This is a genomic window from Cohnella soli (assembly GCF_042655525.1).
Classification (GTDB): Bacteria; Bacillota; Bacilli; order Paenibacillales; family Paenibacillaceae; genus Cohnella; species Cohnella soli.
Genome location: NZ_JBHSMI010000052.1, coordinates 671,699 through 694,466 on the forward strand (window position 1 = coordinate 671,699; position 22,768 = coordinate 694,466).

At 52.7% G+C, this 22,768-nt stretch carries 22 protein-coding genes and 1 pseudogene; 6 read left to right on the forward strand and 17 right to left on the reverse strand.

Going from position 1 to position 22,768, the window contains the following annotated elements:
* Positions 1-52: 52 nt before the first annotated feature.
* The 7 genes from ACFPOF_RS26980 to ACFPOF_RS27010 all read right to left on the reverse strand — a co-directional run bounded on the left by ACFPOF_RS26980 (position 53) and on the right by ACFPOF_RS27010 (position 6,476).
* Complete coding sequence (locus ACFPOF_RS26980) at positions 53-484, reverse strand: GNAT family N-acetyltransferase (protein ID WP_378138468.1); 432 nt, start codon at positions 482-484, stop codon at positions 53-55.
* 157 nt (positions 485-641) lie between these two features.
* Complete coding sequence (locus ACFPOF_RS26985; protein WP_378138469.1) at positions 642-1,772, reverse strand: NADH:flavin oxidoreductase; 1,131 nt, start codon at positions 1,770-1,772, stop codon at positions 642-644.
* A gap of 83 nt (positions 1,773-1,855) precedes the next feature.
* On the reverse strand, positions 1,856-2,152 hold the full coding sequence (locus ACFPOF_RS26990) for an ArsR/SmtB family transcription factor (RefSeq protein WP_378138470.1): 297 nt from the start codon (positions 2,150-2,152) through the stop codon (positions 1,856-1,858).
* 74 nt (positions 2,153-2,226) lie between these two features.
* Complete coding sequence (locus ACFPOF_RS26995; protein ID WP_378138471.1) at positions 2,227-3,255, reverse strand: phosphotransferase; 1,029 nt, start codon at positions 3,253-3,255, stop codon at positions 2,227-2,229.
* Positions 3,256-3,259: 4 nt separating this feature from the next.
* The gene (locus ACFPOF_RS27000; RefSeq protein WP_378138472.1) at positions 3,260-4,540 is read right to left on the reverse strand and encodes a stalk domain-containing protein; all 1,281 of its coding nucleotides are present in this window, start codon (positions 4,538-4,540) and stop codon (positions 3,260-3,262) included.
* Between the two features lie 725 nt (positions 4,541-5,265).
* On the reverse strand, positions 5,266-5,817 hold the full coding sequence (locus ACFPOF_RS27005) for a GNAT family N-acetyltransferase (RefSeq protein ID WP_378138473.1): 552 nt from the start codon (positions 5,815-5,817) through the stop codon (positions 5,266-5,268).
* Between the two features lie 14 nt (positions 5,818-5,831).
* Complete coding sequence (locus ACFPOF_RS27010) at positions 5,832-6,476, reverse strand: HD domain-containing protein (RefSeq protein WP_378138556.1); 645 nt, start codon at positions 6,474-6,476, stop codon at positions 5,832-5,834.
* A 342-nt stretch (positions 6,477-6,818) separates the two neighbouring features.
* Between ACFPOF_RS27010 and ACFPOF_RS27015 the strand changes: the two genes are divergently transcribed.
* Both ACFPOF_RS27015 and ACFPOF_RS27020 read left to right on the forward strand, forming a co-directional pair.
* Positions 6,819-7,493, forward strand: a complete 675-nt coding sequence (locus ACFPOF_RS27015) for a response regulator transcription factor (RefSeq protein WP_378138474.1) — start codon at positions 6,819-6,821, stop codon at positions 7,491-7,493.
* On the forward strand, positions 7,490-8,659 hold the full coding sequence (locus ACFPOF_RS27020) for an ATP-binding protein (RefSeq protein ID WP_378138475.1): 1,170 nt from the start codon (positions 7,490-7,492) through the stop codon (positions 8,657-8,659). The genes ACFPOF_RS27015 and ACFPOF_RS27020 overlap by 4 nt, the downstream gene beginning before the upstream one ends.
* Before the next feature lie 14 nt (positions 8,660-8,673).
* Here ACFPOF_RS27020 and ACFPOF_RS27025 read toward each other — a convergent pair whose 3' ends face one another.
* Positions 8,674-8,982 carry a helix-turn-helix transcriptional regulator gene (locus ACFPOF_RS27025; RefSeq protein ID WP_378138476.1) on the reverse strand — a complete coding sequence of 103 codons (309 nt, stop codon included), beginning with the start codon at positions 8,980-8,982 and terminating at the stop codon, positions 8,674-8,676.
* Positions 8,983-9,136: 154 nt separating this feature from the next.
* On the opposite strand from ACFPOF_RS27025, the gene ACFPOF_RS27030 reads away from it, so the two are divergent.
* The 3 genes from ACFPOF_RS27030 (at position 9,137) to ACFPOF_RS27040 (ending at position 14,942) form a co-directional block, all read left to right on the forward strand.
* A complete protein-coding gene (locus ACFPOF_RS27030; RefSeq protein WP_378138477.1) occupies positions 9,137-12,979 on the forward strand; it encodes a response regulator in 3,843 nt (1,280 codons plus the stop codon).
* Between the two features lie 96 nt (positions 12,980-13,075).
* On the forward strand, positions 13,076-13,792 hold the full coding sequence (locus ACFPOF_RS27035) for a response regulator transcription factor (RefSeq protein ID WP_378138478.1): 717 nt from the start codon (positions 13,076-13,078) through the stop codon (positions 13,790-13,792).
* A 160-nt stretch (positions 13,793-13,952) separates the two neighbouring features.
* Positions 13,953-14,942, forward strand: a complete 990-nt coding sequence (locus tag ACFPOF_RS27040; RefSeq protein WP_378138479.1) for an EAL domain-containing protein — start codon at positions 13,953-13,955, stop codon at positions 14,940-14,942.
* Here ACFPOF_RS27040 and ACFPOF_RS27045 read toward each other — a convergent pair.
* The 3 genes and pseudogenes from ACFPOF_RS27045 to hisC form a co-directional block, all read right to left on the reverse strand.
* Positions 14,931-15,476, reverse strand: coding sequence for a YfiT family bacillithiol transferase (locus ACFPOF_RS27045; RefSeq protein WP_378138557.1), 546 nt, complete (start codon positions 15,474-15,476; stop codon positions 14,931-14,933). The genes ACFPOF_RS27040 and ACFPOF_RS27045 overlap by 12 nt on opposite strands.
* Positions 15,477-15,515: 39 nt before the next feature.
* Positions 15,516-16,043 (reverse strand): annotated as a pseudogene (locus ACFPOF_RS27050) (GrpB family protein); the annotation flags it as partial.
* A gap of 21 nt (positions 16,044-16,064) precedes the next feature.
* Complete coding sequence (hisC, locus tag ACFPOF_RS27055) at positions 16,065-17,144, reverse strand: histidinol-phosphate transaminase (RefSeq protein ID WP_378138480.1); 1,080 nt, start codon at positions 17,142-17,144, stop codon at positions 16,065-16,067.
* A gap of 170 nt (positions 17,145-17,314) precedes the next feature.
* Here hisC and ACFPOF_RS27060 point away from each other — a divergent pair, with 170 nt between their 5' ends.
* Positions 17,315-18,871, forward strand: coding sequence for an ABC-F family ATP-binding cassette domain-containing protein (locus ACFPOF_RS27060; RefSeq protein ID WP_378138481.1), 1,557 nt, complete (start codon positions 17,315-17,317; stop codon positions 18,869-18,871).
* A 297-nt stretch (positions 18,872-19,168) separates the two neighbouring features.
* Here the strand turns inward: ACFPOF_RS27060 and ACFPOF_RS27065 are convergent, their stop codons facing one another.
* From ACFPOF_RS27065 to ACFPOF_RS27090, 6 genes are all read right to left on the reverse strand, one after another.
* Positions 19,169-19,666 carry a GNAT family N-acetyltransferase gene (locus tag ACFPOF_RS27065; protein ID WP_378138482.1) on the reverse strand — a complete coding sequence of 166 codons (498 nt, stop codon included), beginning with the start codon at positions 19,664-19,666 and terminating at the stop codon, positions 19,169-19,171.
* Between the two features lie 61 nt (positions 19,667-19,727).
* Positions 19,728-20,744 carry an NAD-dependent epimerase/dehydratase family protein gene (locus ACFPOF_RS27070; protein ID WP_378138483.1) on the reverse strand — a complete coding sequence of 339 codons (1,017 nt, stop codon included), beginning with the start codon at positions 20,742-20,744 and terminating at the stop codon, positions 19,728-19,730.
* Between the two features lie 76 nt (positions 20,745-20,820).
* Complete coding sequence (locus ACFPOF_RS27075) at positions 20,821-21,084, reverse strand: hypothetical protein (RefSeq protein ID WP_378138484.1); 264 nt, start codon at positions 21,082-21,084, stop codon at positions 20,821-20,823.
* 10 nt (positions 21,085-21,094) lie between these two features.
* The gene (locus ACFPOF_RS27080; RefSeq protein ID WP_378138485.1) at positions 21,095-21,856 is read right to left on the reverse strand and encodes an SDR family NAD(P)-dependent oxidoreductase; all 762 of its coding nucleotides are present in this window, start codon (positions 21,854-21,856) and stop codon (positions 21,095-21,097) included.
* A 142-nt stretch (positions 21,857-21,998) separates the two neighbouring features.
* A complete protein-coding gene (locus ACFPOF_RS27085; protein WP_378138486.1) occupies positions 21,999-22,310 on the reverse strand; it encodes a thioredoxin family protein in 312 nt (103 codons plus the stop codon).
* Positions 22,311-22,332: 22 nt separating this feature from the next.
* Complete coding sequence (locus ACFPOF_RS27090; protein ID WP_378138487.1) at positions 22,333-22,683, reverse strand: MerR family transcriptional regulator; 351 nt, start codon at positions 22,681-22,683, stop codon at positions 22,333-22,335.
* Between the last annotated feature and the right edge of the window lie 85 nt (positions 22,684-22,768).

Sequence of the window (22,768 nt, forward strand, 5' to 3'; positions counted from 1 at the left end):
TCAAGCAAAACGCCCGACTTCGCGAAGAAGCGGGCGTTTATGTTTTATTGTCTTATCCTGCGGACAGCGATTTAACGAACATCACTTCGCCTATGCCATCGTTAATGCCGTTAATGATTCCGCATTCCGTAAAACCGACATGTCGGTGCCATTGTTGCGGTTCAGCTTCGTCTTCTTGAGATGAGCTGTACAGCTTCGTTAATCCGCGACCGGCAAGAAAGCTCTCCGCAAACGCAAGCAGCTTTTTGCCCACTCCTTTGCGACGTTCGCCCGGAACGACACGAATGAGGCTTATATAAGGTTGTTTCGACCATAAATACTCCAATCGGATGAAACCAATCGCCCGCCCCTCCGGCCTCGAGATCGCGATAATGATCTCTTTATGCTGCAGCTTCCATATGAGCCGCGCCGTCGATAAGTCACCATCCATATCCGCAATCGCGGCGATATCCTTCAATTCTGCTAAACGTACTTTGATGTTCATGGGACCTTCCCGCTCCTTTTTCTCTCTGCGGTCATGCAGAAAACCTATAATCCTATCTTACATGGGCTAGCTAGTTCCGGCAATGAATAGAGCAAAAAAAGAACCACCTGCGCGGGCCTGCGCGGGTGGTTCCACTTTCGAGCATTTGAGCTTACCGTCAACTAAGCGTAGACAACGCCGCCGGCGTGAAAGACTTAATCTCATCGTAACGACCATCGTGAATTTTGGCCGCCCATGCCGGATCGACAAGCAGAGCGCGACCAACCGCAACAAGATCGAATTCTTTGTTTTCGAGCCGCACAAGCAGTTGGTCGATATCCGACGTTCCCGCGCCCTGGCCGCTGAACGCACTCGTAAATTCCTGGTCGAGGCCGACGGAGCCGACAGATATGGTCGGTTTGCCCGTCAGTTTTTTTACCCAACCCGCGAAGTTAAGCGAGGAGCCCTCGAACTCCGGTTCCCAGAAACGGCGGGTCGAGCAATGGAAAATATCGACGCCCGCTTCTACTAACGGCTTCAGCAATTGCTCTAACTGCTCAGGGGTAGTCGCCAGTTTTGCATCATAGAAACCGGATTTCCACTGAGAGATACGGAACTGAATCGGGAAGATGGGTCCCACCGCCTCGCGGCAAGCGCGGACGATGTCGGCGGCGAACTTCACGCGGGCGACGAGACTGCCTCCATACTCGTCTTCCCGCTTGTTCGTCTGCTCCCATAGAAATTGGTCGATCAAGTAACCGTGAGCGGCATGCAATTCGATGCCGTCGAAGCCGATTCGTTTGGCATCCGCGGCTGCTTGCGCGAAAGCATCCACGATTGCGCGAATTTCTTCGGGCGTCATCGGTTCATTGACTTGCTCGCCTGCCAGGTCCAAGCCTGAAGGACCGACCGACGGCGCTTCGGGATGCGGCAGTGAACCGTTGGGACGCGTCATGCCGACGTGCCACAATTGCGGGAAAATTTTGCCCCCGACTGCGTGGACTTCCTCGGCGACCTTCTTCCACCCCGCCAACGCTTCATCTCCATGAAAGTTCGGGATGTTCGGGCTTCCCGATGCCGCAGGATGGTTAACGACCGTCCCTTCGGTCACGATCAATCCGACGCCGTTCTCGGCACGGCGTCTATAGTAGGCCGCTACGTCAGCTCCCGGTACGCCGCCCGGCGAGAAGTTGCGTGTCATCGGCGCCATGACGACCCGATTTTGCAATGTCAATGTTCCAAGCGTAAACGGCTCGAACAACGCTGCCACGTTTCGTTTGCCTGTTACCGGCGATGCTTGATTTTCCACTGTACTCCCTCCAATCGATCGATGCATTTCTATTTATCTATAAATACAGATGAATGGAATCAAAAAAGAATCCATCCATCCGGCTATAGCTCCTTTAGAATGGCTTCTTTTAGCGCTTCTATCCCTTTCTCGTGACGCCGGTAATACGTCCATTGACCGTAACGCTTCGACTCGAGCAAACCCGAGCGTTGCATTTTGACCAAATATCCGGAGATGACCGACTGCGCCAGCCCCGACTTCTCCGCAATCGACCCAACGCATACGCCGCCCGCGAAATCGCAAGCAGCAGGCATGACGCTCGAGGAGCCGAAATGTTTCTCCGGTTCCTTCAGCCATTCCAATATGCGAAATCTCGTCTCGTTCGACAGCGCTTTAAGCATCGTTAAAGTATCCATGTGTTTATTATATCTATTTTTATAGATATGTAAATATCCAATCCTCCAAAACACATGAATCAAACGCTTTTTTCGCACAAATATTGCAAACACAAACGAGACAAATCCGCTTCCGTACGGGCAAGCGCAAGCAACCCGCTGTCAACGGATTCAATCTGTTCCGCCAGCGTAATGGCGGCGTCGACGCCGTCCCGGTAGCGGCCAAAGAAATGCAAAAACACGTCGAGCATACGCAGCTTGACAAGCAGCGGAATGGCCGCCGCCTCTCTTCTCTCCAGCTGGATTGCCGATCCTGCGCCATGTAAGAAGGGTTCTACGCACGGTCCTAACTCCGCCGCATCACCCTCTTTATCATTCAAATACCCGGCGACTAGCACGGCGAATTCCATGGCACGAACATCCCAGGTGGCGAATTCGAAGTCGAGAATCGCTGCAAGTCGTCCGCTGCCATTCCTGCCCGCGAGCGCATTAGAACAGTTGATATCCCCGTGAATCAGTTGATGAGGCAGTCCTCTTAACTCCGACAAAAGAGAGCGAAACTGCACCAATTGTTCCGAGATACGTGCCAAAGGCCCCGCCAAATGAGAGAAAAGCTCAGGAGGCTGCAGGCAGAAGTCTTGAACCGCGTTCGAAGCTGACGACGGATGTGCTGCATCCATCTCATAATAAGGCGGGTAGGACGGTTGCAAACCAACGTCCAGCCCGCATAAAGCTCGGCTTAGTTGCCCGGAGGCTCGACCTAGTTGGAACGCGGCTTCCGGATCCCCTTCCTCCGGCCGCTCGCCTTCAACGAACGCGAACAAGCATGCCAGCTTGCCCGATCCATCGGTCAGCCGAATCATCGTTTCGCCATTTGCTGCAAGCACCGGTTTGGGCACACGGTAAGGCAATTCAAGCTCGCTTAACGCCAGCAGCACCTTATGCTCAAACCGGACTTTCTCAATCTCCTTATGCGTATCGTATACGCGAAGCACCCAACGTTGACCGCCCGCCTCCACGTAACGGGTCGTATTGTTCCACCCGGAATCGCCTTCTTCGATCGTCCAATGCCCATCTGGAAAATAGTTCAGCAATATGGTTTCGAACACGCGCCTACTCCCCTGCCTTGACCGCTGAATTGCCAATCGCTTCCACGAAAGCATCGCTGTAGAAAGTGAGTCTCCAGAACGATGCACCCTTTAAACCGTAACGTTTCGCGAGCCCCAGCTTATCGTCAACCGTTGAAGTTGTCTCATTCCATAGGCTGATTCCGAGAATGAGCCGATCGGCAGGTACGCCGGCTTGCAGCGTTTGTTCAATCGAGGCGACGACTTTGGCGTTCGGGTCAGGCGTATGATCCGGAGTAGGCTTCGGGTTGAAGTCGTATGCCATAAGTACGAGATCGTCCGCCAGTGCAGCAAGCGTCTTGTAATCATAGCCTTTGTAGCTGCCGTTCGGCGGCGGCACAGCGAGACTTAGCTTGATGTTCTTCTCTTTCAACCGATCGGATAACAGCTTCGTATAATCGTTCAGCAGCTTCTGCTGGCCCGCAGCATCCAGCTTTAGTCCGAGCCCTTCGTAATCGATCTGGACGCCGGAAAAACCATTGTCGGAGGCAAGCCGCACAATATTGTCGATCGACTTGGCGGCGAGTGACGTATCGCTCAACATCTTCGTCAATTCACCTTTGCCATCGACTGCATAGACCATCAAGTATGGATCGGCTCCTGCTTCCGCCGCTCCTCGAACAATCGCCTCGGGCGTATCTTCGCCGGCCGCTTCCGGCCAGTTATAATCGATTCCTTCCAGAGTTAACTCTCCGTTCGCATCAATCCGGCTCCAGCCGAACGCTACCGAATCCATAAGCGGAATACGCGCGCGCTGCGGGTACGATTTCAGCGCATAGAACGCGCGAAGATGCATGGCTTTCTTCGGCGAAACGATACTGACCGTCTTTGTCGTTCCGTTCCATGCAGCCTTAGCTCCGAATTGAGACCCGAAAAATGAAAGCGGGATATAAGTCGTATTGTCGACGATAACTGGCGCAACCGCTACGGGCACCGATTTCCCGTCGACGAGCGCCTGTTTCTTGCCGAGCGTCAGCACGATTTTACGGACGGTTCCGTTAACCGGCGCTTCGGCCCGCACGGACTTCGTCGCTGTATCCCACACGACGTCCACGCCTAGTGCATTGGCGAATGCGCGAAAAGGCACCATTGTCGTATTGCTGATCATAATCGGCTTGGAACCTAGAGACAAAGGAACATCATCCAAGATGACTTGAATGGCGGGCTGCGCAGACGCTGCGCGAACAGTGCCGCTCGAGGCAACTGGACTGACAACTACAGCGGCGGCGGCAATCGCGGATAACGAAAACTTGATCCAATTGTTCATGAGATTTCTCCTAATTGATCACTAATAGATTCATAGATTAGGAGAATTATAGCATGGTCAGCATAAGAGAAACAAAAAAACGCCGCCCGAAGGCGACGTTCAGACTGTCGAGAAAGTCTCGGCAGTCTGAAACGCTACCTTGGCGTGTATACTTTATTGTATGGTGGACCATAGCGCCCATTATGGCACCAAACCTAACGGTTGCCACACCCGTTAATCATTCAAAAATGGTGTCATTGAATCTCTAACGGTTATGAGCAACGTTATTTGTTGCGGGTTTCCTCTTGTCGCGTCAAAACATTGGAATAGCCGCGAGATCAACCGTTAGAACCACAAATGGCCAAAAATCTGCGATTTAACGGCGTTGACAACCGTTAGAATTCTCTGATTGGATGTAGATCGATATAGATTGTCAAGCTCATAAGCACATGCACACACGCTAAAAACAAAACGAAAGTCATCACCCGGCAAGTGTGGGGAGATAGATAGCAACAGAACATAAAGAATCGCCCTCCGCCTGGCCAAGATGGCCAAGTAGAGGGCGACTATAGTTTGTGTATCATTGATCACGAACAAGTGGCTTTTCTACTAAACAGTCTGAACGCCTCCCGAAGGCGACGTTACGGTTGAGCTTGAAAGCAATTCCCTGCTCGGAGTCCTGCCGGTGGGCGAGTTACTGCGGTTTCGAAAGGTTTTCATCGCTACTAGAGAACCGTCCAGAACCGTTAACTTTGCCGCGCAGCTTTCCAATCAGACTTCAGAACGCCCATCTGCACAACATCGATGTAACGTCCTTTTTTGTAATAACGTTCCCTTAGCCGACCTTCTTCCCTGAACCCGCTGCTGACGTAACTCCGGATCGCGCGTTCGTTAAACTCGTACACTTCGAGCTCAAGACGGTTCAAATTCATCTCGAGGAATGCGAAATCGACGAGCAGTCGCATCGCCTCCGTGCCGTAACCTTTTCCGAAGTCTTCCGTCGAGCCGATGACGATGCCGACTTTGCCAACGCGATTTTTCCAATCGATCGAATCCAGATTGATCTGACCGATATAGGCTTCGGTGTGGAGATCGGCGATGACGAAACCTCTGCTACTCTCATCCCCTGCTAACATGGCTTCCAGGAACGCTTCCGTCGATTGTTCGGCATGGGGGTACAGAAAAATATCGGACAGATGCTCGACGATATTCGGATCGTTCACCCATTTACGAATCCACGGCAAATCCTCTTTCCGGTATTCGCGGAGCATAATGCGTCCGCCCAGCAATCTGGACATCGTGTCGCACCTCCTTAATTCTTATCGTGACTGGCGACCGGATCGTCTTGCAGCAATCCCTGATCGATAGATTTCTGGATGATGATCTGCGCGAACGCCCATAGTTTGTCCGAAGCTTCGCGCACGGGAGCCAGCCGCTTCAGCACTTGGGAACGAACGATGCCGTTAGCGCGCCAACTGACGCCCCCGGTGTAATAATTATGAATGACAGGCTGCAGCCGGTCGAGAGCCGCCGCATAGACTGCCTCCGGGCTCGAACCCTCTTCGAACTCTTGCCATAATGCGATCCATTCGCTCTTCTGATCTTCCGGCAACAAGCCGAACAACCGATTCGCCGCCGCTTTCTCCCGTTCATCTTTATCTGTGTAGCCTTGTACGTCGTAGGCGAAAGTGTCGCCCGCATCAATCTCAACGATGTCGTGCAACAGAAGCATACGAATCGTGCGATTGAGATCGATCGTCCCTTCGTTCGCGTGCTCGAGCAGAAGCATCGCCATGACTGAGACGTGCCAGCTATGCTCGGCCGTATTCTCGTGCCGACTTCGATCGATCAGGAACGTTTTGCGCAACACATTCTTCAATTTGTCAATCTCGACGATGAACGTCAATTGCCCGCTCAGACGCTCGAATTCGTCTCCCAGCTCGAAGTCCATCAACATCGTCAATTCTGCCCATCTCCCCGCGCGTCCAATTGAACGCTTCTTTTTTCTCAATATTGTAGCACGAAATCGCGCGCAGTCGCTTTCCGTTCATATTCCGTTCATATACAACGCGCATGATAAGAATGTAGTCGCTATAATAAGGTAGCACCCTCGCTCGCTTAGGGCGTGTCTGCAAACCCGCTCAGGGGAATCTTTCACCGCCTTTTCGCCCCCTACTTCGTTCCATTTGCTTGACGTACCTCCGGTACGCCTTCACATACGCGCCTTGCATGGAACGAAAAATCGGCAAAATCTGCTCCCATAGAAGTATGCAGACACGCCCTAAAGGAGAGAACGCCAATGACCAAAATTCTTGTTGTCGACGACGATCCGCACATTCGCGAGCTCGTTCGCGTCTTCCTCACGCAAGAAGGTTTCGAAGTGTTGGAAGCAACGAACGGCGTGCACGCGCTGGAAGTGTTGACGGGAACGAACGTCGATCTTGTCGTGCTCGATGTCATGATGCCGCATATGGACGGCTGGGACCTGTGCCGCGAACTCCGCGAGCATTACGAGATGCCGCTGTTGATGTTGACCGCTAAAGGTGAAACTTCGCAGAAGCTGAAAGGGTTTCAGCTTGGCACGGACGATTATATGGTGAAACCGTTCGAACCGGTGGAACTCGTTGCCCGCGTCAAGGCGCTCTTGAAAAGATATCGCATCTCCATTTCTCAACAAGTGTCGATCGGGGAACTGACGCTTGACCGTCAGACCTTTATCGTCCAAGCTTCCGGCGCCTCCCTTACGCTTCCGATGAAAGAGTTCGAGTTGTTGTTTAAATTCGCCAGCTATCCAGGCAAAACATTCTCGCGTGATCAGTTGATCGAGCAAATCTGGGGATTCGACTACGAAGGGGACGAGCGCACGGTAGACGTTCACGTCAAGCGGCTTAGAGAGCGATTCCCCGACGGCGAATACGGCATTCGGATCGCGACCGTACGAGGTCTCGGTTATCGGCTGGAGGTGTGCGAATGAGCAAAGAAAGACGTCGTCGACGGGAATGGTGCGCGACCGACAATGACGACTGGCAAACGCCGGAAGAGCGGGAGAAGTTGAAGGAAATCAGTCGGCAGCTGCGCCCTCCGGCAAAGTTCATCTGGATGGGAATCATCGGCATCCATCTCTCTGTCGTGGGAACATGGGTGATCAGTTACTACACGGTCCGTGCGATATTCAATCGTACCCATCCGGAACTAGGTTGGCCGATCTGGAAACAGATTCTGACGATTGAGTTGTCGTTTTTACTCATGTACGCGATCATAAAGTTCGCACATGTATTCGTCAGGCCGTTGCGCAGGCAAATGGATTGGTTTTTCCATTTGATCGGTGCGATGAAACAATTGTCCAAAGGCAATTTCGACGTGAAGTTCAAAGCGAATCCGAAGTATATGGGACAATTCGGCCCTCTCGTTACGACGTTTAACGAAATGGCGTCGGAACTGAGCCAAATGGAACGGATGCGTCAGGAGTTCATCTCTAACGTCTCCCACGAATTTCAGTCTCCGCTGACCTCAATCGCAGGTTTCGCCAAGGCACTGCAGGCCGGGGACTTGCCGGACGCAACAAAACACCACTATTTGGACATTATCGAGACAGAAAGCAAAAGGTTATCGCGCTTGAGCGACAATTTGTTGAAGCTGACTTCGCTCGAATCGAAACACCATCCTTTCGAACCGAAGAAGTATCGATTGGACAGGCAATTGCGACATCTTATTTTGTTGTGCGAGCCGCTGTGGCAAGAAAAAGACATCGAAATGGATGTTGATCTTCCTGAGGTGACCATCGTCGCCGACGAAGATTTAATAAGTCAAGTGTGGATTAATCTGCTGCACAATAGTATTAAATTCACACCGAAAGGCGGTACCGTTGGCGTTCGGCTAACGACATCCGGCCCCCTCGTTCATGCGCTTGTGTACAACAATGGACCCGATATTTCGTCGGAAGCGCTTCCCCACTTGTTCGAACGCTTTTTCAAGGAAGACAAATCCCGCGAACGCGAGCGCGGAGGCAGCGGATTGGGCTTATCTATCGTACAAAAAATAGTCGACATGCACGATGGCGAAATCGCGGCCAGCAATCGCCCGCAAGGCGGCGCCCAATTCGCCGTATCGCTTCCAGCAAGTTCAACAAGCTCGTCCTAACCAACCGCCACGACTTACGCCGATTGCTGCTGAATGAGGTATCGGACGAACAGCGCCAGCAATTCTCGGGGTGAAGACGTCCTTGATTTGCCTAGCATGCAGTTCATATAGTTGCGGAGATCGTTCGATTTAATACCCATGACGCGAACGATCTCCTCGTCCGAGAGTCCGAACAGCATAAATAACCGCAGCACCTCTTTCTCGCGGTCGTTAAATCCGTAGCGCTCCGCAAACTCTATGTACTGCGGCGTTCCGCGCGATTGCACCTGATCAGCCTGCCCCTTCTCCACTACCGCCCCGCTCCCGTTCCCGTCTTTTGTCACTTCACGATTCCCTTTTACCCGTCATTGCAAGTCCGAATTATTGATTGTCGAACATTGCCGTCTTTCGTTATGATAGAGCTAAAATATTAGCGTAATTCCGTCGCGTATATGAATAAAGCTAATATTTCCCACTCTATCCGAGGGAGCCACCCCGATGCTGCGTTCATTGCGCTTCAAAATCATCGTTATTCTTATCCTCATGAATTCGATCTCGTTCATCGCGATGAACCTCATCAGCTACGAATCTTCCAGCAAACAGATGAATCGGCAGCTTCTTAATAACAGCTTATCCAGCTTAAAGATTACGGTCGACAGCCTTAGCGCGATGCTTCAACTTCGAATGAAAGAAGCTGAAATGATCGCGCATTCAATGCCTCCCGACTTGCAATCGACCAATGATAAATTGGACTATTTGCGCTTCGACATTCCGCTTGCGAGCATGACGACTCGCCACGTCGGCGTCGCGGGTTCCGATGGCATCATGCATCTGCTTGACGGCAGCACGGTAGATATGAGCAGCCTGGACGCTTACCACGCCGCGATAAGCGGCATTTCCTCTTACGCCGATTTGAAGCTTGACGCTCAAGGCGTCCCCGTCCTCTGGCTGATTGTGCCCAACTTCGATTCCATGGGCGGGATCGACAGCGTCATCGGTATGGCATTCGATTCGACGGAACTGTTCGCTCCGCAATTAACGCTGCATTCCAACGAATTTAAAGACAAAACCCTAATTCTCATCGATTGGAAGACAGATTTGCTCTACCATCAGGACAAGTCGCTTGTTTTGAATCGCAATTACTTGCGCGACGAACCGCTTCTCGGTCCGTTCATCGACAAAATGCGTACGACGGACGAAGGTTATGACGAGTCGCAAGCATTCGGACGCAAGATCAAACTTTTTTACGTCCGCGTACCCGACATGAACTGGTTTGTCATATTTGCGGTCAACAAATCGGAGTTCGAAGCCCCGTTGCGGCATTCGATCTGGATGAACATCGGCCTTGTCGCGATCACAGAAGTGCTGCTTGGAACTGTGTTGTTTTTCCTTACGCGAACGTTGATTCTCGACCGGCTGAAGAAAATTATCGAAGTGACCAAAAACGTTGCCGCTGGCAATTTCTATCCGAAACCGCTGCAAATGCGCACGGACGACGAACTCGGCGTGCTCGCTTCTTCCGTCAACGGCATGATCGATAACTTGCAGGAATTGTTCGAACCGTTCGAGGCGTTCATTCGCCACAATCAATATGCTATGATCGTCACGGACGCTTCATTTGCCATCACATCGTTTAACCAGCGGGCTGCAGATATGCTTGGCTATACCGATCGGGAAGTGATCGGTCGCCAAAGCTTGCTGCTGTGGCACGACGCAGTTCAGTTACAGGAGCGGTCGAGTTATTATTCCGAGAAGCTCAAGACGAACATTCCCCCTGACGAATCATTGCTGTTCCTGATGCCGCAACAAGATTTCTTGCCCGACTGGGAATGGAACTGGATTCATCGGGATGGACGCCGCTTGCCCGTATCGATTAACACGAGCATCATTCGTCATCCGGACGGCAGCCCGAAAGGGTACGTGCTGATCGCTCGCGACGTTAGTGCGATCAACAAAGCCGTGGAAACGAATACGCGGCTGTTCGAAATATTGGAAAGCGCGCACGATACGATCGCTTCGTTCGATATGAAAGGCACGATCTTCTACTTGAATCGGGCGGGTCATGCGTTTCTCGGCATCGACAGCCTGAACAGCGAGAACAACCGCGTGAGCCAATTCATGCCGATTCCGATGACGGTCGCTTTCGCGGACGGTCTCATGATCGCCCAGCAGCAAGGCTTCTGGCAAAGCGAAGTCGAATTTTATGCGTCCGGGGGGCATAACGGTTCGAGCCAGATCGTCTCGATCATCGTTGTCGCCCATCAGCCCGGGGATAACAGAGACGCCTATTTCTCCGCGATCATTCGAGATATTTCCATCCACAAAGAGACCGAACGCCAGCTTCTCCTTGCAAAAGAAGAAGCGGATGACGCAAACGTGGCGAAGAGCTCGTTCCTCGCAAGAATGAGCCATGAGATCCGCACGCCGCTCGGCGGCATTATCGGCTTGACTCACTTGCTGCGCAGGACGGAACTGTCCGGCATCCAGCTCGATTATATTCGGCAAATTTCCGATTCGTCACAGACTCTGCTGCACATTCTTAACGACGTACTCGATTTCTCCAAAATCGAAGCGAACAAGCTTGTGCTGGAACAAGAGGTGTTCTCCATCGACGAATCGCTGCAGCGGCTCAGTGGCATTTTCTCCGTGCTGCTCGGACCGAAACCGGTCGATTTCATGATCGGCTCCGATCCGCGCATCCCTAATTTGATCGGCGATGCCCCGCGCATCGAACAAATTTTGTTGAACCTGGGCAGCAATGCGATCAAGTTCACGAACGTCGGGACGATCGAAATAAACGTGGAATGGATTGGCTCCCGCGACGGCAATGCCCGAATCGGATTCCGCGTTGAAGATACGGGCATCGGCTTGACGGACGAGCAATTGGAGCGCCTATTCAAGCCGTTCGTTCAGGCTGACGAGAAAACAAGCCGCAAATACGGAGGTACGGGCTTAGGCCTCGTCATCTCGCGCACGCTTGTCGAGCGGATGGGCGGCCATTTGATCGTCGAAAGTCGTTATAACGTTGGCAGCTCTTTCCGATTCGAACTGGAATTCCCGATCGCTAGCAGCGCGTCGGATTCGGCGGATGAATCGCTTCAGCTCCCGCTCGAACGAACCGTCGTCGTGTTGGAAGACGAATTCGTCGTCGCGGAGCATTGGCGCACCCTCCTGACTTCATTCGGATGTGATGTCGCCGCTGTCGGAAGTTGGCCACAAGCGGCCGAACGGCTCGATCGCGAGCCTCCGGACTTGTTCATCGTCGATATGGAATGCGGTGACATGCACGGCGAGGAAACATGGGCGGATTGGAAAATGGCGTTGGACGCCAAAGGGGTCAAAACGGTTTGTTCGACGACACTCCTTGGCCGAGATGCCCTGCAGCACTTGCCTGAGAATCTGAAACCGGCGGCTGTGCTCGTCAAACCTTCTTCCCCGCTGCAGATTCGTCAAACGCTGCAAGCCATCTGCCAGCGAACGGGATCGCCGGATGAAACGCAGGATGATCGCTTATGTGCGGTCCAGCCAAGCGCAAGCGCCGCGCACATTCCGATCCAAAGCGGGAAACTTCGCGTGGTAGCCGTAGATGACCAGGCGATCAATCGGATCGTCGTCCAACAATTGCTGCAGCAGCAAGGCATCGACGTCGTATTGATGGAAAGCGGCGCCGAAGCGCTCGAAGCGCTACTGACTGAACCAGCTGACTTGGTACTGATGGATTTGCATATGCCGGGCATGGATGGCCTCGAGACGACGATCGAACTACGCAAGACGTACGACGCTCGGCAACTGCCGATTATCGCACTGACGGCGGACGTTACGCCAGAGCAGCATGAGAGATGCCTGGAGGCCGGCATGAACGATATTCTGACGAAACCGGTTGATCCCGACAAGTTGTTCGCCGTGATGCGGAATTGGGTCGGTCAACATAAGGGAGACGGGCCGGCCGAGGCCGAGGTCGCATCCGCTTCCGACAAGGAATGGCCGGAATTACGCGACATGCCAGGCATCGACACCTCGACTGCCTTGTCGCGGCTCGACGGCAAAACCAAACTGTACCTTCAATTGCTTGAGAAGTTCCGGGAGCAGCACGAGAACAGTGCGCAGCGCTTATCCGACATGCTGGCCGAAGATGAGCTGAACGAAGCGATCCGTCTCGCCCATTCGCTCGCGGGAGCGGCCGGTCATCTCGGAATGGCCGACGTACAGGCGCGTGCGTCCGCGCTGCAGCAATCTCTTCAACGCGGCGATGAAGGCAGCGAACAAAAATTAAAGCTCGAGGAATCGCTTGACATTGCTCTCGAGTCTATTTTTAAACTACTAAACTACAAAAGCAGTTAGACGAAAATGGTTGGCGCATATTATAATATAATAGCCTCTACAATTGTTAGCAAAGTATGAGCATCCCTAACAAACTCTTAAAGGGTGTGATAAAGTTTGACGAGAGTTCTTGTTATTGAAGATGATGCGATCATCGGAGAAATGCTCACACTTTACTTGACGGAAGAAATGTTCGAAGTTCAACGCGTCGAAACGTCCCGCGAAGGGAAGTTTGCTCTCGGTTCATTTAATCCCGACATTCTGCTTCTGGATCTCATGCTTCCGGATGCGAGCGGCACGGAGCTGTGCGCGGAATTTCGACAGCTCACGGCCATCCCGATCATCGTTATCTCCACGAAACCGTCCGTTACGGTCAGAATTCAAGCGATCAGCTCGGGCGCAGATGATTTTCTCGTCAAACCTTTCAGTATGCAGGAACTGAAGGTCAGAATGGACGCCGTCTTACGGCGTACGAACGCCCTGAGCCCTGCCGCTGCCCAGCCCGCAAGCGCGGGAACGGGCACTTCAGCCGTCGCGTCCGGACCGCAGCAAGGGCTCACGCTGGATCTGGAAAGGCGCACGATCGTGCTTCATGGAGAACATATCGAAACGACGTTTTCCGAATACGAAATTATGAAACTATTTTACCAGCATCCGAACCGCGTCTTCAGTCGCGAAGAATTGATCAACGCCGTGCGCGGCATCGACTCTTTCATCAATGACAGAGCAATTGACGTACACGTGACGAACTTGAGGCGCAAGCTGGAGAAAAATCCGAAGGAACCGCAATACATAAAAACCGTATGGGGTGTCGGTTACAAGTTCATGAACTGAACGAAAGCGGCACCGCAACGTAAAAAAAGAAGGCTTCTCTCAGGAGGCCTTCTTTTTTTGTCGAACCCGCAACTTTTCAAATGATTTCCCTTCATACTTGTACTAATCTATTCGACAGATCAGATCGGCTACTGGAGGGATTCCCCTGTTTGACCCCAGCATGAGCAGTCTCATCTATGTCGTCGCGGCAATTGCGGTTTTGGTTTTATTGCTTGCGCTCGTCTATATCTTCTACCCTTCCCTCATCCGACGAATGTCTAGTACGGCACATCGCCAGCCGGAGACCGACGAGCTGACGAGGATTCGCCATGCGGAAAAGGCTGAAGACGCTGACAAGAAAGAAAAAGCGCTCTACAATGCATGGTTAGCCACCCAACGGCTAAGACGGTTACAGATCGAGGCGTGTTTGCCGACCGCAATTCGGGATGGACAGTTGACGCTCCTATACGAACCGCAATACGAGCTTGCCGGAGGCGTTCTAAGAGGCGTGGAAGCTCAGCTAATATTTAATCATCCGGAGCTCGGCGAGATGCCGTTGCGCGATTTTCTGCGTGTCGCAGAATCCACCAACATGACCGCGCAAATCAGCGAATGGACAATCCGTCAAGCATGTGAAGCGTTCACAAGAATCAAAGCACGTTTCCCGGAACGTGTATTAAAGCTGACGATCAATGTCACGGGGTCGCAACTTGAAAGCAACGGCTTCGAGGCACTAGTGAAGGATACCTTGCTCGCAACCGACATATCGCCAAATCAGTTGGAACTGGCTTTAACGGAAGGGAGTTCCTTATCGTCCGTGGAAGCTGCCGCCTTGCAAGTGGAAGCTTTAAAAGCAATCGGCGTCCGTCTGGCGCTGGACAAATTTGGCTCCACTCGCCATTCTACGCATTTCCTGCGGACCCTTCCGTTCGACACGATTAAGCTTGTTCCGAAACACGTGCACGATATCGGCAGCGTCAAAGAACGAGACATGACCGGGGCGATGATCGGATTCTTCAAACATCTCGGTTACACGGTTGTCGCCGAGGGGCTGGAAACATACGAACAGCTTACTTACTTGAAAAAGTACAAATGCGATTATGCGCAAGGTCGACTGTTCGGCAAGCTGCTTCAGGAAGACGAGCTCTCCGTCTTGTTTCTAGTCAGCTAGTACGGTCCACCCCATTCGCTCGCGAAGCGTAGTCACTTGAGCGACATGATGACGTCCATGCCAGGCGTACATCCCGAGTGCAACGTCCAACCGGTTCGTCTGTTGGGAAGCGGGATGGACAAACGTTCTTGCGTATTGTTCGTCGCTCATCGACCGAAGCAGAACCGCCCACCTTTCGTGTAACGCTATAAGCAGTGCAACGGACACGTCCGCAGGCAAATCGATCGAATCCGGCAACTCAGCCCACAACTGCTCCTCGTACGGCTTGATCGTCGGATTGTTTTCGGTTAATGCCAGCTTAAATCGAATAAAACTGTTCATATGGCTGTCCGCCAAATGGTGCGCCACTTGTTTGACCGTCCAGCCTCCCGGACGATAAGGCTCTTGTAACTGCCTGTCGGTTAATCCGTTTAGCGCAGCTTTTAACCGTTCCGGCAACGCTTCGATATCGGCAAGCCATTGATCTTTCTGCTGTGCAGTCACCGCTCCGTCCTGATGGAAGCGGCCGATCGGGTATCGCAAATCCGTATTCACGGCGGTAGTCACCTTCACTTTGGATTGTCGGAGTATTTTGTCTACGAAACGCGACTTCGCTTCGGAGTAGCTTTCCCGGTCATGGCGGTAACGTTCCGCCAATTCGATCTTAAGCTCCCCGTAAGCCATCGCCCAGTCTCTTCTGTTCAGTAAGGCATCACGGAAAGCAAGCTGCTCCCGGTAACGCGGTTCCCCATCCAGGAATAAATGCAAATGGGCATGGCGCTTATCTTCCGGGGCAAGCACGAAAAAACGACGATAGGGCCGCAAATCGAGTTCCGGTGGCACGTAATGCCAGCCGTCTGGCGCGAGCGCTTCCGCAATCCCGCTTAACCTGCTGTAGTCGGGGATGAACGCCATCAGATCGATAATCGGCTTCGCGGGCAAACCCGGGATCGCCGTGCTTCCGATGTGCTCAATATCCGTCACCCCAAAGCTGCCAAGCTGCTCGCCGAGACGATCGATTAACTCCTCGCCCTCTGCCATCCATCGTGGGTTCGCATCCGCCAACACGACTTCCTCGTACGCCCATTTCGGCCTCTCTTCCCTCTTGCCCCAGTTTGCCATCTCGCCATCCCCTTCGTTAGGTTACTGGTCGATCCTTCCGGCTTCTTCCGCGATGTCGGCAAGTGCTTTTGCAAATTGATCCATCTCTTCGTCAGTACCGATGCTGACGCGCAAATAACGGTCGATTCTCGGCTTATTGAAATACCGCACGAGAATGCCTTTGCTCTTCAATCTGCCAAAGAGCAGCTCGGCAGAAATCTCAGGGTGGGTCACAAACAGAAAATTGGCCGACGACGGGATCGAGACGAACCCCAGTTCAGCGATCGCCTTCGCCGTCCTTTCCCTTGTCGCCATCACTTTGCGTGTCGTTTCTTCGAAATACGCCTCATCTTCGATAGCGGCCATTGCGCCGGCCAAAGCTAGACGATCCAGCGTATACGAGTTGAACGAATCTTTCACCCGGTTCAAGCCTTCGATCAAATCTGGATGACCGAATGCCATGCCGACGCGAAGCCCCGCGAGCGAACGCGATTTCGACAACGTCTGAACGACGAGCAAGTTCGGATAATCGTTGATGAACGATACGGCGGATCGTCCGCCGAAATCGATGTACGCCTCGTCGACGATAACGACGGTGTCTTCGTTCGCTCTTAAAATACGTTCGAGTTCGTCGACGATTAAGTAACGTGCCGTCGGTGCGTTCGGGTTCGGAATGACAATACCGCCGTTTGGATTCATGTAGTCGTCGGGGTTAATAAGGAATTCGTTGTCCGTCTGCACCGTTTCGTACGGGATACCATAAAACTTCGCGTACACCGGATAGAACGTATACGTCACATCCGGGAACAGAATCGGTCTCTCCGGCGAGAAAAACGCCGGGAAAGCGAAAGCGAGAATTTCATCCGAACCATTGCCGACGAAAATTTGCTCTTTCGTCAACCCGTGCCGCTTGGCGATTGCGGTGCGCAAGTCGTCGCAAGTCGGGTCCGGGTACAGTCTCAGTTCGTCGTTTGCGGCTTTGCGAATCGCTTCGATTGCTTTCGGTGACGGCGGGTATGGATTTTCGTTTGTATTCAGCTTAATGTAACGCTGATCTTTCGGCTGTTCTCCCGGCACGTACGGGGTCAGCGATGCAGCCAACTTGCTCCAATATTTGCTCAATGACAGTCCTCCTCTTTCCGATTCCTTGATTATACAGCTTAGTTCAGCGGGCGGTCTACCGAACGTTATCGCGACGAAACCGTTGAGTTTTGCCCCTCGCGCGATTTATAATGGATTTTGGTGCGTTTGCGCACATCTCTTCGAAAATAACGGAAAATAGGTGTCTATAGATGAGTATTTTGACAGTCAAAAATTTAACGCATGGTTTCGGCGATCGCGCCATTTTTAACGATGTCAGCTTCCGCTTGCTCAAGGGCGAGCACGTCGGACTTGTCGGCGCGAATGGCGAAGGCAAATCGACGTTCATGAACATTATCACCGGCAAGCTTGAACCGGATGCGGGTAAAGTCGAGTGGTCGCGTAAAGTGCGCGTCGGCTACCTTGATCAGCACTCCGTTCTGGAGAAAGGCATGACGATCCGGGACGTGCTGCGCAGCGCTTTCCAATACTTGATGGATCTCGAGACGGAAATGAACGGTATGTACGAACGGATGGGAGACGTAACGCCAGAGGAACTCGAGGAATTGCTGGAGGAAGTCGGCACGATTCAGGACACGCTCACGAACAACGACTTCTATATGATCGACGCCAAAGTCGAAGAAATCGCTCGGGGGCTCGGACTGACCGACATCGGACTCGATCGCGATGTCCATGATTTAAGCGGCGGCCAACGGACGAAAATTTTGCTCGCCAAGCTGCTGCTCGAGAAGCCCGACATTCTGCTGCTCGACGAACCGACCAACTACTTGGACGAGCAGCATATCGAATGGCTGAAACGGTACTTGCAAGAATACGAGAACGCGTTTATTCTCGTCTCTCACGACATTCCGTTTCTGAACAGCGTCATTAATCTGATCTACCATATGGGCAATCAGGAGCTGAACCGCTACGTCGGCGACTACGACAACTTCGTGCAGCTACACGAAGCGAAGAAGCAGCAGCTTGAATCTGCCTTTAAGCGGCAACAGCAAGAGATCGAAGAACTGAAAGATTTCGTTCAGCGCAACAAAGCGCGCGTCTCGACGCGGAACATGGCCATGAGCCGCCAGAAGAAGCTGGACAACATGGAGATTATCGAGCTCGCGCGCGAGAAACCAAAACCGGAGTTCCGCTTTAAGGAAGCGCGCACATCTGGACGGCTGATTTTCGAAGCGCAAAATCTCGTGATCGGCTACGAAGAACCGCTCTGCCGTCCGATCGATCTATTGATGGAACGCGGCCAAAAGATCGCCATCGTCGGCGCGAACGGCATCGGAAAGACGACGCTGCTGCGCAGCTTACTAGGCGAGATCCCCGCTTTGTCGGGCGAAACGAAAAAAGGGGATAATTTGTTCGTCGGTTACTTCGAACAAGAGGTTAAAAGCGGCGCAGACGAAACTTGTATCGAAGCCGTATGGAAAAACTTCCCGTCCATGAGCCAATTCGAAGTGCGCGCAGCGCTGGCGAAATGCGGCCTGACGACGAAACATATCGAGAGTAAAGTCAGCGTCCTGAGCGGCGGCGAGAAAGCGAAAGTGCGCCTGTGCAACCTGATTAACAAAGAGACGAACGTACTCGTGTTTGACGAACCAACGAACCACTTGGATGTCGATGCGAAAGACGAGTTGAAGCGTGCGCTCAAAGCATACAAAGGCAGCATTCTTCTCATTAGTCACGAACCGGAATTTTACCGTGATGTCGCTACCGAAGTGTGGAACTGCGAGTCGTGGACGACGAAGGTGTTTTAAGAGGTTGTTCACAAAGTATTTTGCGGTATAGTGGAAAGTTTTTCCGTTATACCCCCGATTTCTCGCTCGATGCCACGCGCATGACGAATGAATAATGATCTGCGTGAGCATTATTCCGGAGGAAGCCGGGGACGCGAGCGAAATAATGATCTGCAGGAACATTATTTCGGCAGAAGCCCGGCTGACGAGCGAATTAGTGGTCTGCGGGAACATTATTTTTGGCGGATAAACCGGTTTGGAGTCCCAAAACAAATAAGTGCAGAGAAACCGTCAGGGGCCCTGACGGTTTTCTTCATTTCACACTTTTCGCCCCATAATAACGAGATCGCGATCGATGGCATCAAGCGTAGCCACGCCGGGCAACAATCCCCATTGCTCGAAGCCGAATTTTCTGAGCAGGCCCAGGCTTGGCGCGTTGTGGCCGAATACAAGTGCGACGATGTTGCGAATGCCGAGACTAGGGCAAGCCGCGATCGCCGCTGTGAAGAATCGGCTGCCGATGCCGCCCTCCCGGTTGTCCGGCGCAATATAGATGCTGATTTCTGCCGTCGCGTCGTACGCGGCCCGGGCATTAAACTTGGAGAAGCTAAGCCACGCGATGATTCTCCCCTCATGTCTCATCACCCACAGTGGCATTTGCTCCTCGTTGTGCTCTTCGAACCAACGTAAACGGCTCTCGACAGTGACGGGTTCCAAATCTGCCGTCACCATTCGGCTTGTAATCGTGGAATTGTAGATGTCCACGATTGCTTCCAAGTCTTCTCTCTTCGCATGTGCGATTACGTAAGATTCCATGTTGTTCCCTCCGAGTCGTTCTCCCCTGCTGCCGTTACGAATGATGCCAAGTTGTATCTGATTACGTTGACGTTCGCGCACCGCTTTTCCACTGAGTTAGAAGTGTCTTTTCTTTCGCAGCGTCCATGCCCGCTTTCCTTGATTTGCTCTCTGTTCGGGTATCATGCCAAGCGAGCGTGTCCTTTATCGTCGCTTCCAGTGGTCGGAATGTCAGGCCTGCTTCGAGCGCTTTGCCAATAGCGATGTCGAGCATATATCGCATCTCGGCCGTCTCTCCCGTTCCGGGAATCCATAACGGCAGCTCCATCCATGGTCCAACGTCGTTCTCAAGCAAAAATTCATTGTCGATCCACACCAGCTTCGCTCTATCTCCTGTTGCTTGGGAGGCTTGCTCGAGAAACTGTTGCATCGTCATCCGCCAAGCTGGCCCTGTTGCATTGTACGTGCCGGATCGCCCATCGTCCGCCATTCGAACGATCCACTCCGCCAAGTCTCGAACGTCGATGAACTGTACGGGCGCAGCTGGCGATCCCGGAGCGATCGTCTCACCACCATCGCGCAATCGCACCGGCCAATATGTTAAACGGTCCGTCGGATCGTTCGGTCCGACGATTAGGCCGGGACGCACGATGAGCGAACGTCCCGGAAAGCCAGCTTCAACAACTTCTTCGCACGCCGCTTTTAGCTGGCCGTAGGCTTTCGCGACCTCTTCCGTTGCAGGATCGTCCAGCGATGCGACAGCATACGATTCATCGGTGCCAGGCTCGTGAAAACCGTCATAAACCGATACGCTCGATACGAAAACGTACAGATCTACTGCGCCCGCCAACCGTTCAACCGACTGTCGTACAACTCTCGGCACATAACCGGACGTATCGATGACAACGTCCCACTTGCCCCCATCCAATGCGGCGAGGTTGCCGTCTCGATCCCCCGTGAGCCGCTCGACTTCCGGCAACGGCCCGGCAAGCTTCGTCTGCCCCCGACTGAAAATGGTCACTTCATGCCCTGCTTGTACGGCGCTGAGCATAATGTGATACCCTAGAAACACCGTACCGCCAAGTATCAGAATTTTCATCGCCAACTCGCCTCTTTTTCGCGTTAATCGAGACCATGACAGTCCATCCTCTGTCATTTCAGCTCCCTATAATGCCTCAAGGCGCAGGGTTAGCCGATTTCACACGCCAACCGAGCGCGCCGTGTTTCAATTCAAAAAACGGACTGTCGCTGTCTACGACAACGTACGTCTCTCCCTCGCGTCGCACCGTGATAGATGCGCTGAACGCCAATATGGGATGGAATGTGAATAGCAAATGCTTGCGAATCGCAAATTGCGGTGTAGGGGATGGCAGAAAAACGATATAGAATACGAGCAAAGCGACAACGGTCACCCAGACGTACCGATATTTGCCCTTCACCGGCCTCACCTCATATCGTCGGCATGACGTTGCCACCACTCACGGGGACATAGGCCCCAGTAATGAAGCTGGCGAGATCCGACGCGAGGAAAGCGACGACATTGGCGATCTCTTGGTCGGTACCACGCCGCTTAAGAGGCACGTTCGACTGATACGATTCGCTGACCTCCGTATGGTTCTCGCGATCCCGATCGCTGATCGTCCAACCCGGCGCCACTTGATTTACCGTAATGCCATGCTCTCCGATCTCCTTCGCGAGCACGCGATAAACGCCGTCCATGCCTCTTTTGCCTGCCACGTACGCGGATTGAGTTGGGAAATTCTGCATAGAGCATTCGGTGTTGATGCCGACGAACCTCCCCCACTTTCTCTCGATCATATTCGGAGCAAACGCCTTGGCTAAATAGACGCTTTGCATGACACACGTGTCAAATTGACTGGCATAATCTTCGGGTGATTGCTCCAAAATCGTCGTCCATTCGTATTGCGCGACAGCGTTCGCGATGACAATATCGACCGAGCCAAGCTCATCATTGATTTGATTCCTCATCGCGACGATTTCTTCAAAGCTTGCAACATCGGCGCGGAAAATCGCAGCCCGAACGCCGTAACGATGAATCTCGTCCCTTAATTCCGCCGCCTTTGCCGCACTGCTGTTGAAATGGATCGCGACATTCGCCCCGCAACTCGCCAGCGTTCTTGTCATTACACGTCCCAATTGCCCTGTCGCCCCTGTGATGAGCACCGTTCTATTCGTCAAATCGATCTGCATCTTCGAACGCCCCTCTCCCCGATATGATTGTAATCATAGGCAATTTCAATTAAAAACACAATGCCAACCAAGGGTCGCGCACGCACAGCGAAAAACCCGCGTGATCGCGGGTTTCGTTAGTTACATCTCAATATCCAACCGCTCAGCTATGCTTCGCGATCAAACCTTCGTAGACTGCTTTCGGCCGCAAGCCGACGATTTTCTCGACGGCTTCTCCGTCGCGGAAAACAATTACGGTCGGCATCGACATCACGCCATAAGTCGAAGCTGCGCCCGGAGAATCGTCGCAGTCAATCTCGATAAACATCGCCGCTTCTCCTTTTTCTTCCGCCAACTCGTCCAAAATCGGCTTTAACACTTTGCACGGCGGGCACCATTTCGCACCGAAATCGACCAATGTAACGCCTTGCTGCCGAATGCTTCCTTGCAAGCTTTCATCGTTCGCAACTAACATATCGTAACGCCTCCTGCCCTGTTTATCTTCGTTCCCGTATCGATCGGATGCGGTCGAGCAAGTTCGAACGGATCTCGGACAGTTGATAGATGCGATCGTCGATTTCCTTCAATTTGCTCTCATATACCGGAAGCACTTGCTCACAGAACGCTTCCTCGTTCATGAGTACGCAGTTCAGGAAACTTGCGATCTGTTCCGTGGAGATGCCCAGCGCCAAATACAACTGAATCGTCTTCACCTGCTCCTCCGCAAGCGGTGAATATTCACGATATCCGTTCGAGGCCCGAACGGAAGTGAGCAGCTTCATCTCCTCGTAATAGCGCAGCGAACGAACGCTCACACCCGTCTTCGCAGACAATTCTCCGATTCTCATGCCGTTATCCCCTTCCCGCCGATCGATACGACAACAGTATAAACCCTGACATTACTGTCAGGGTCAAGAGATTTTTATGCTGAAA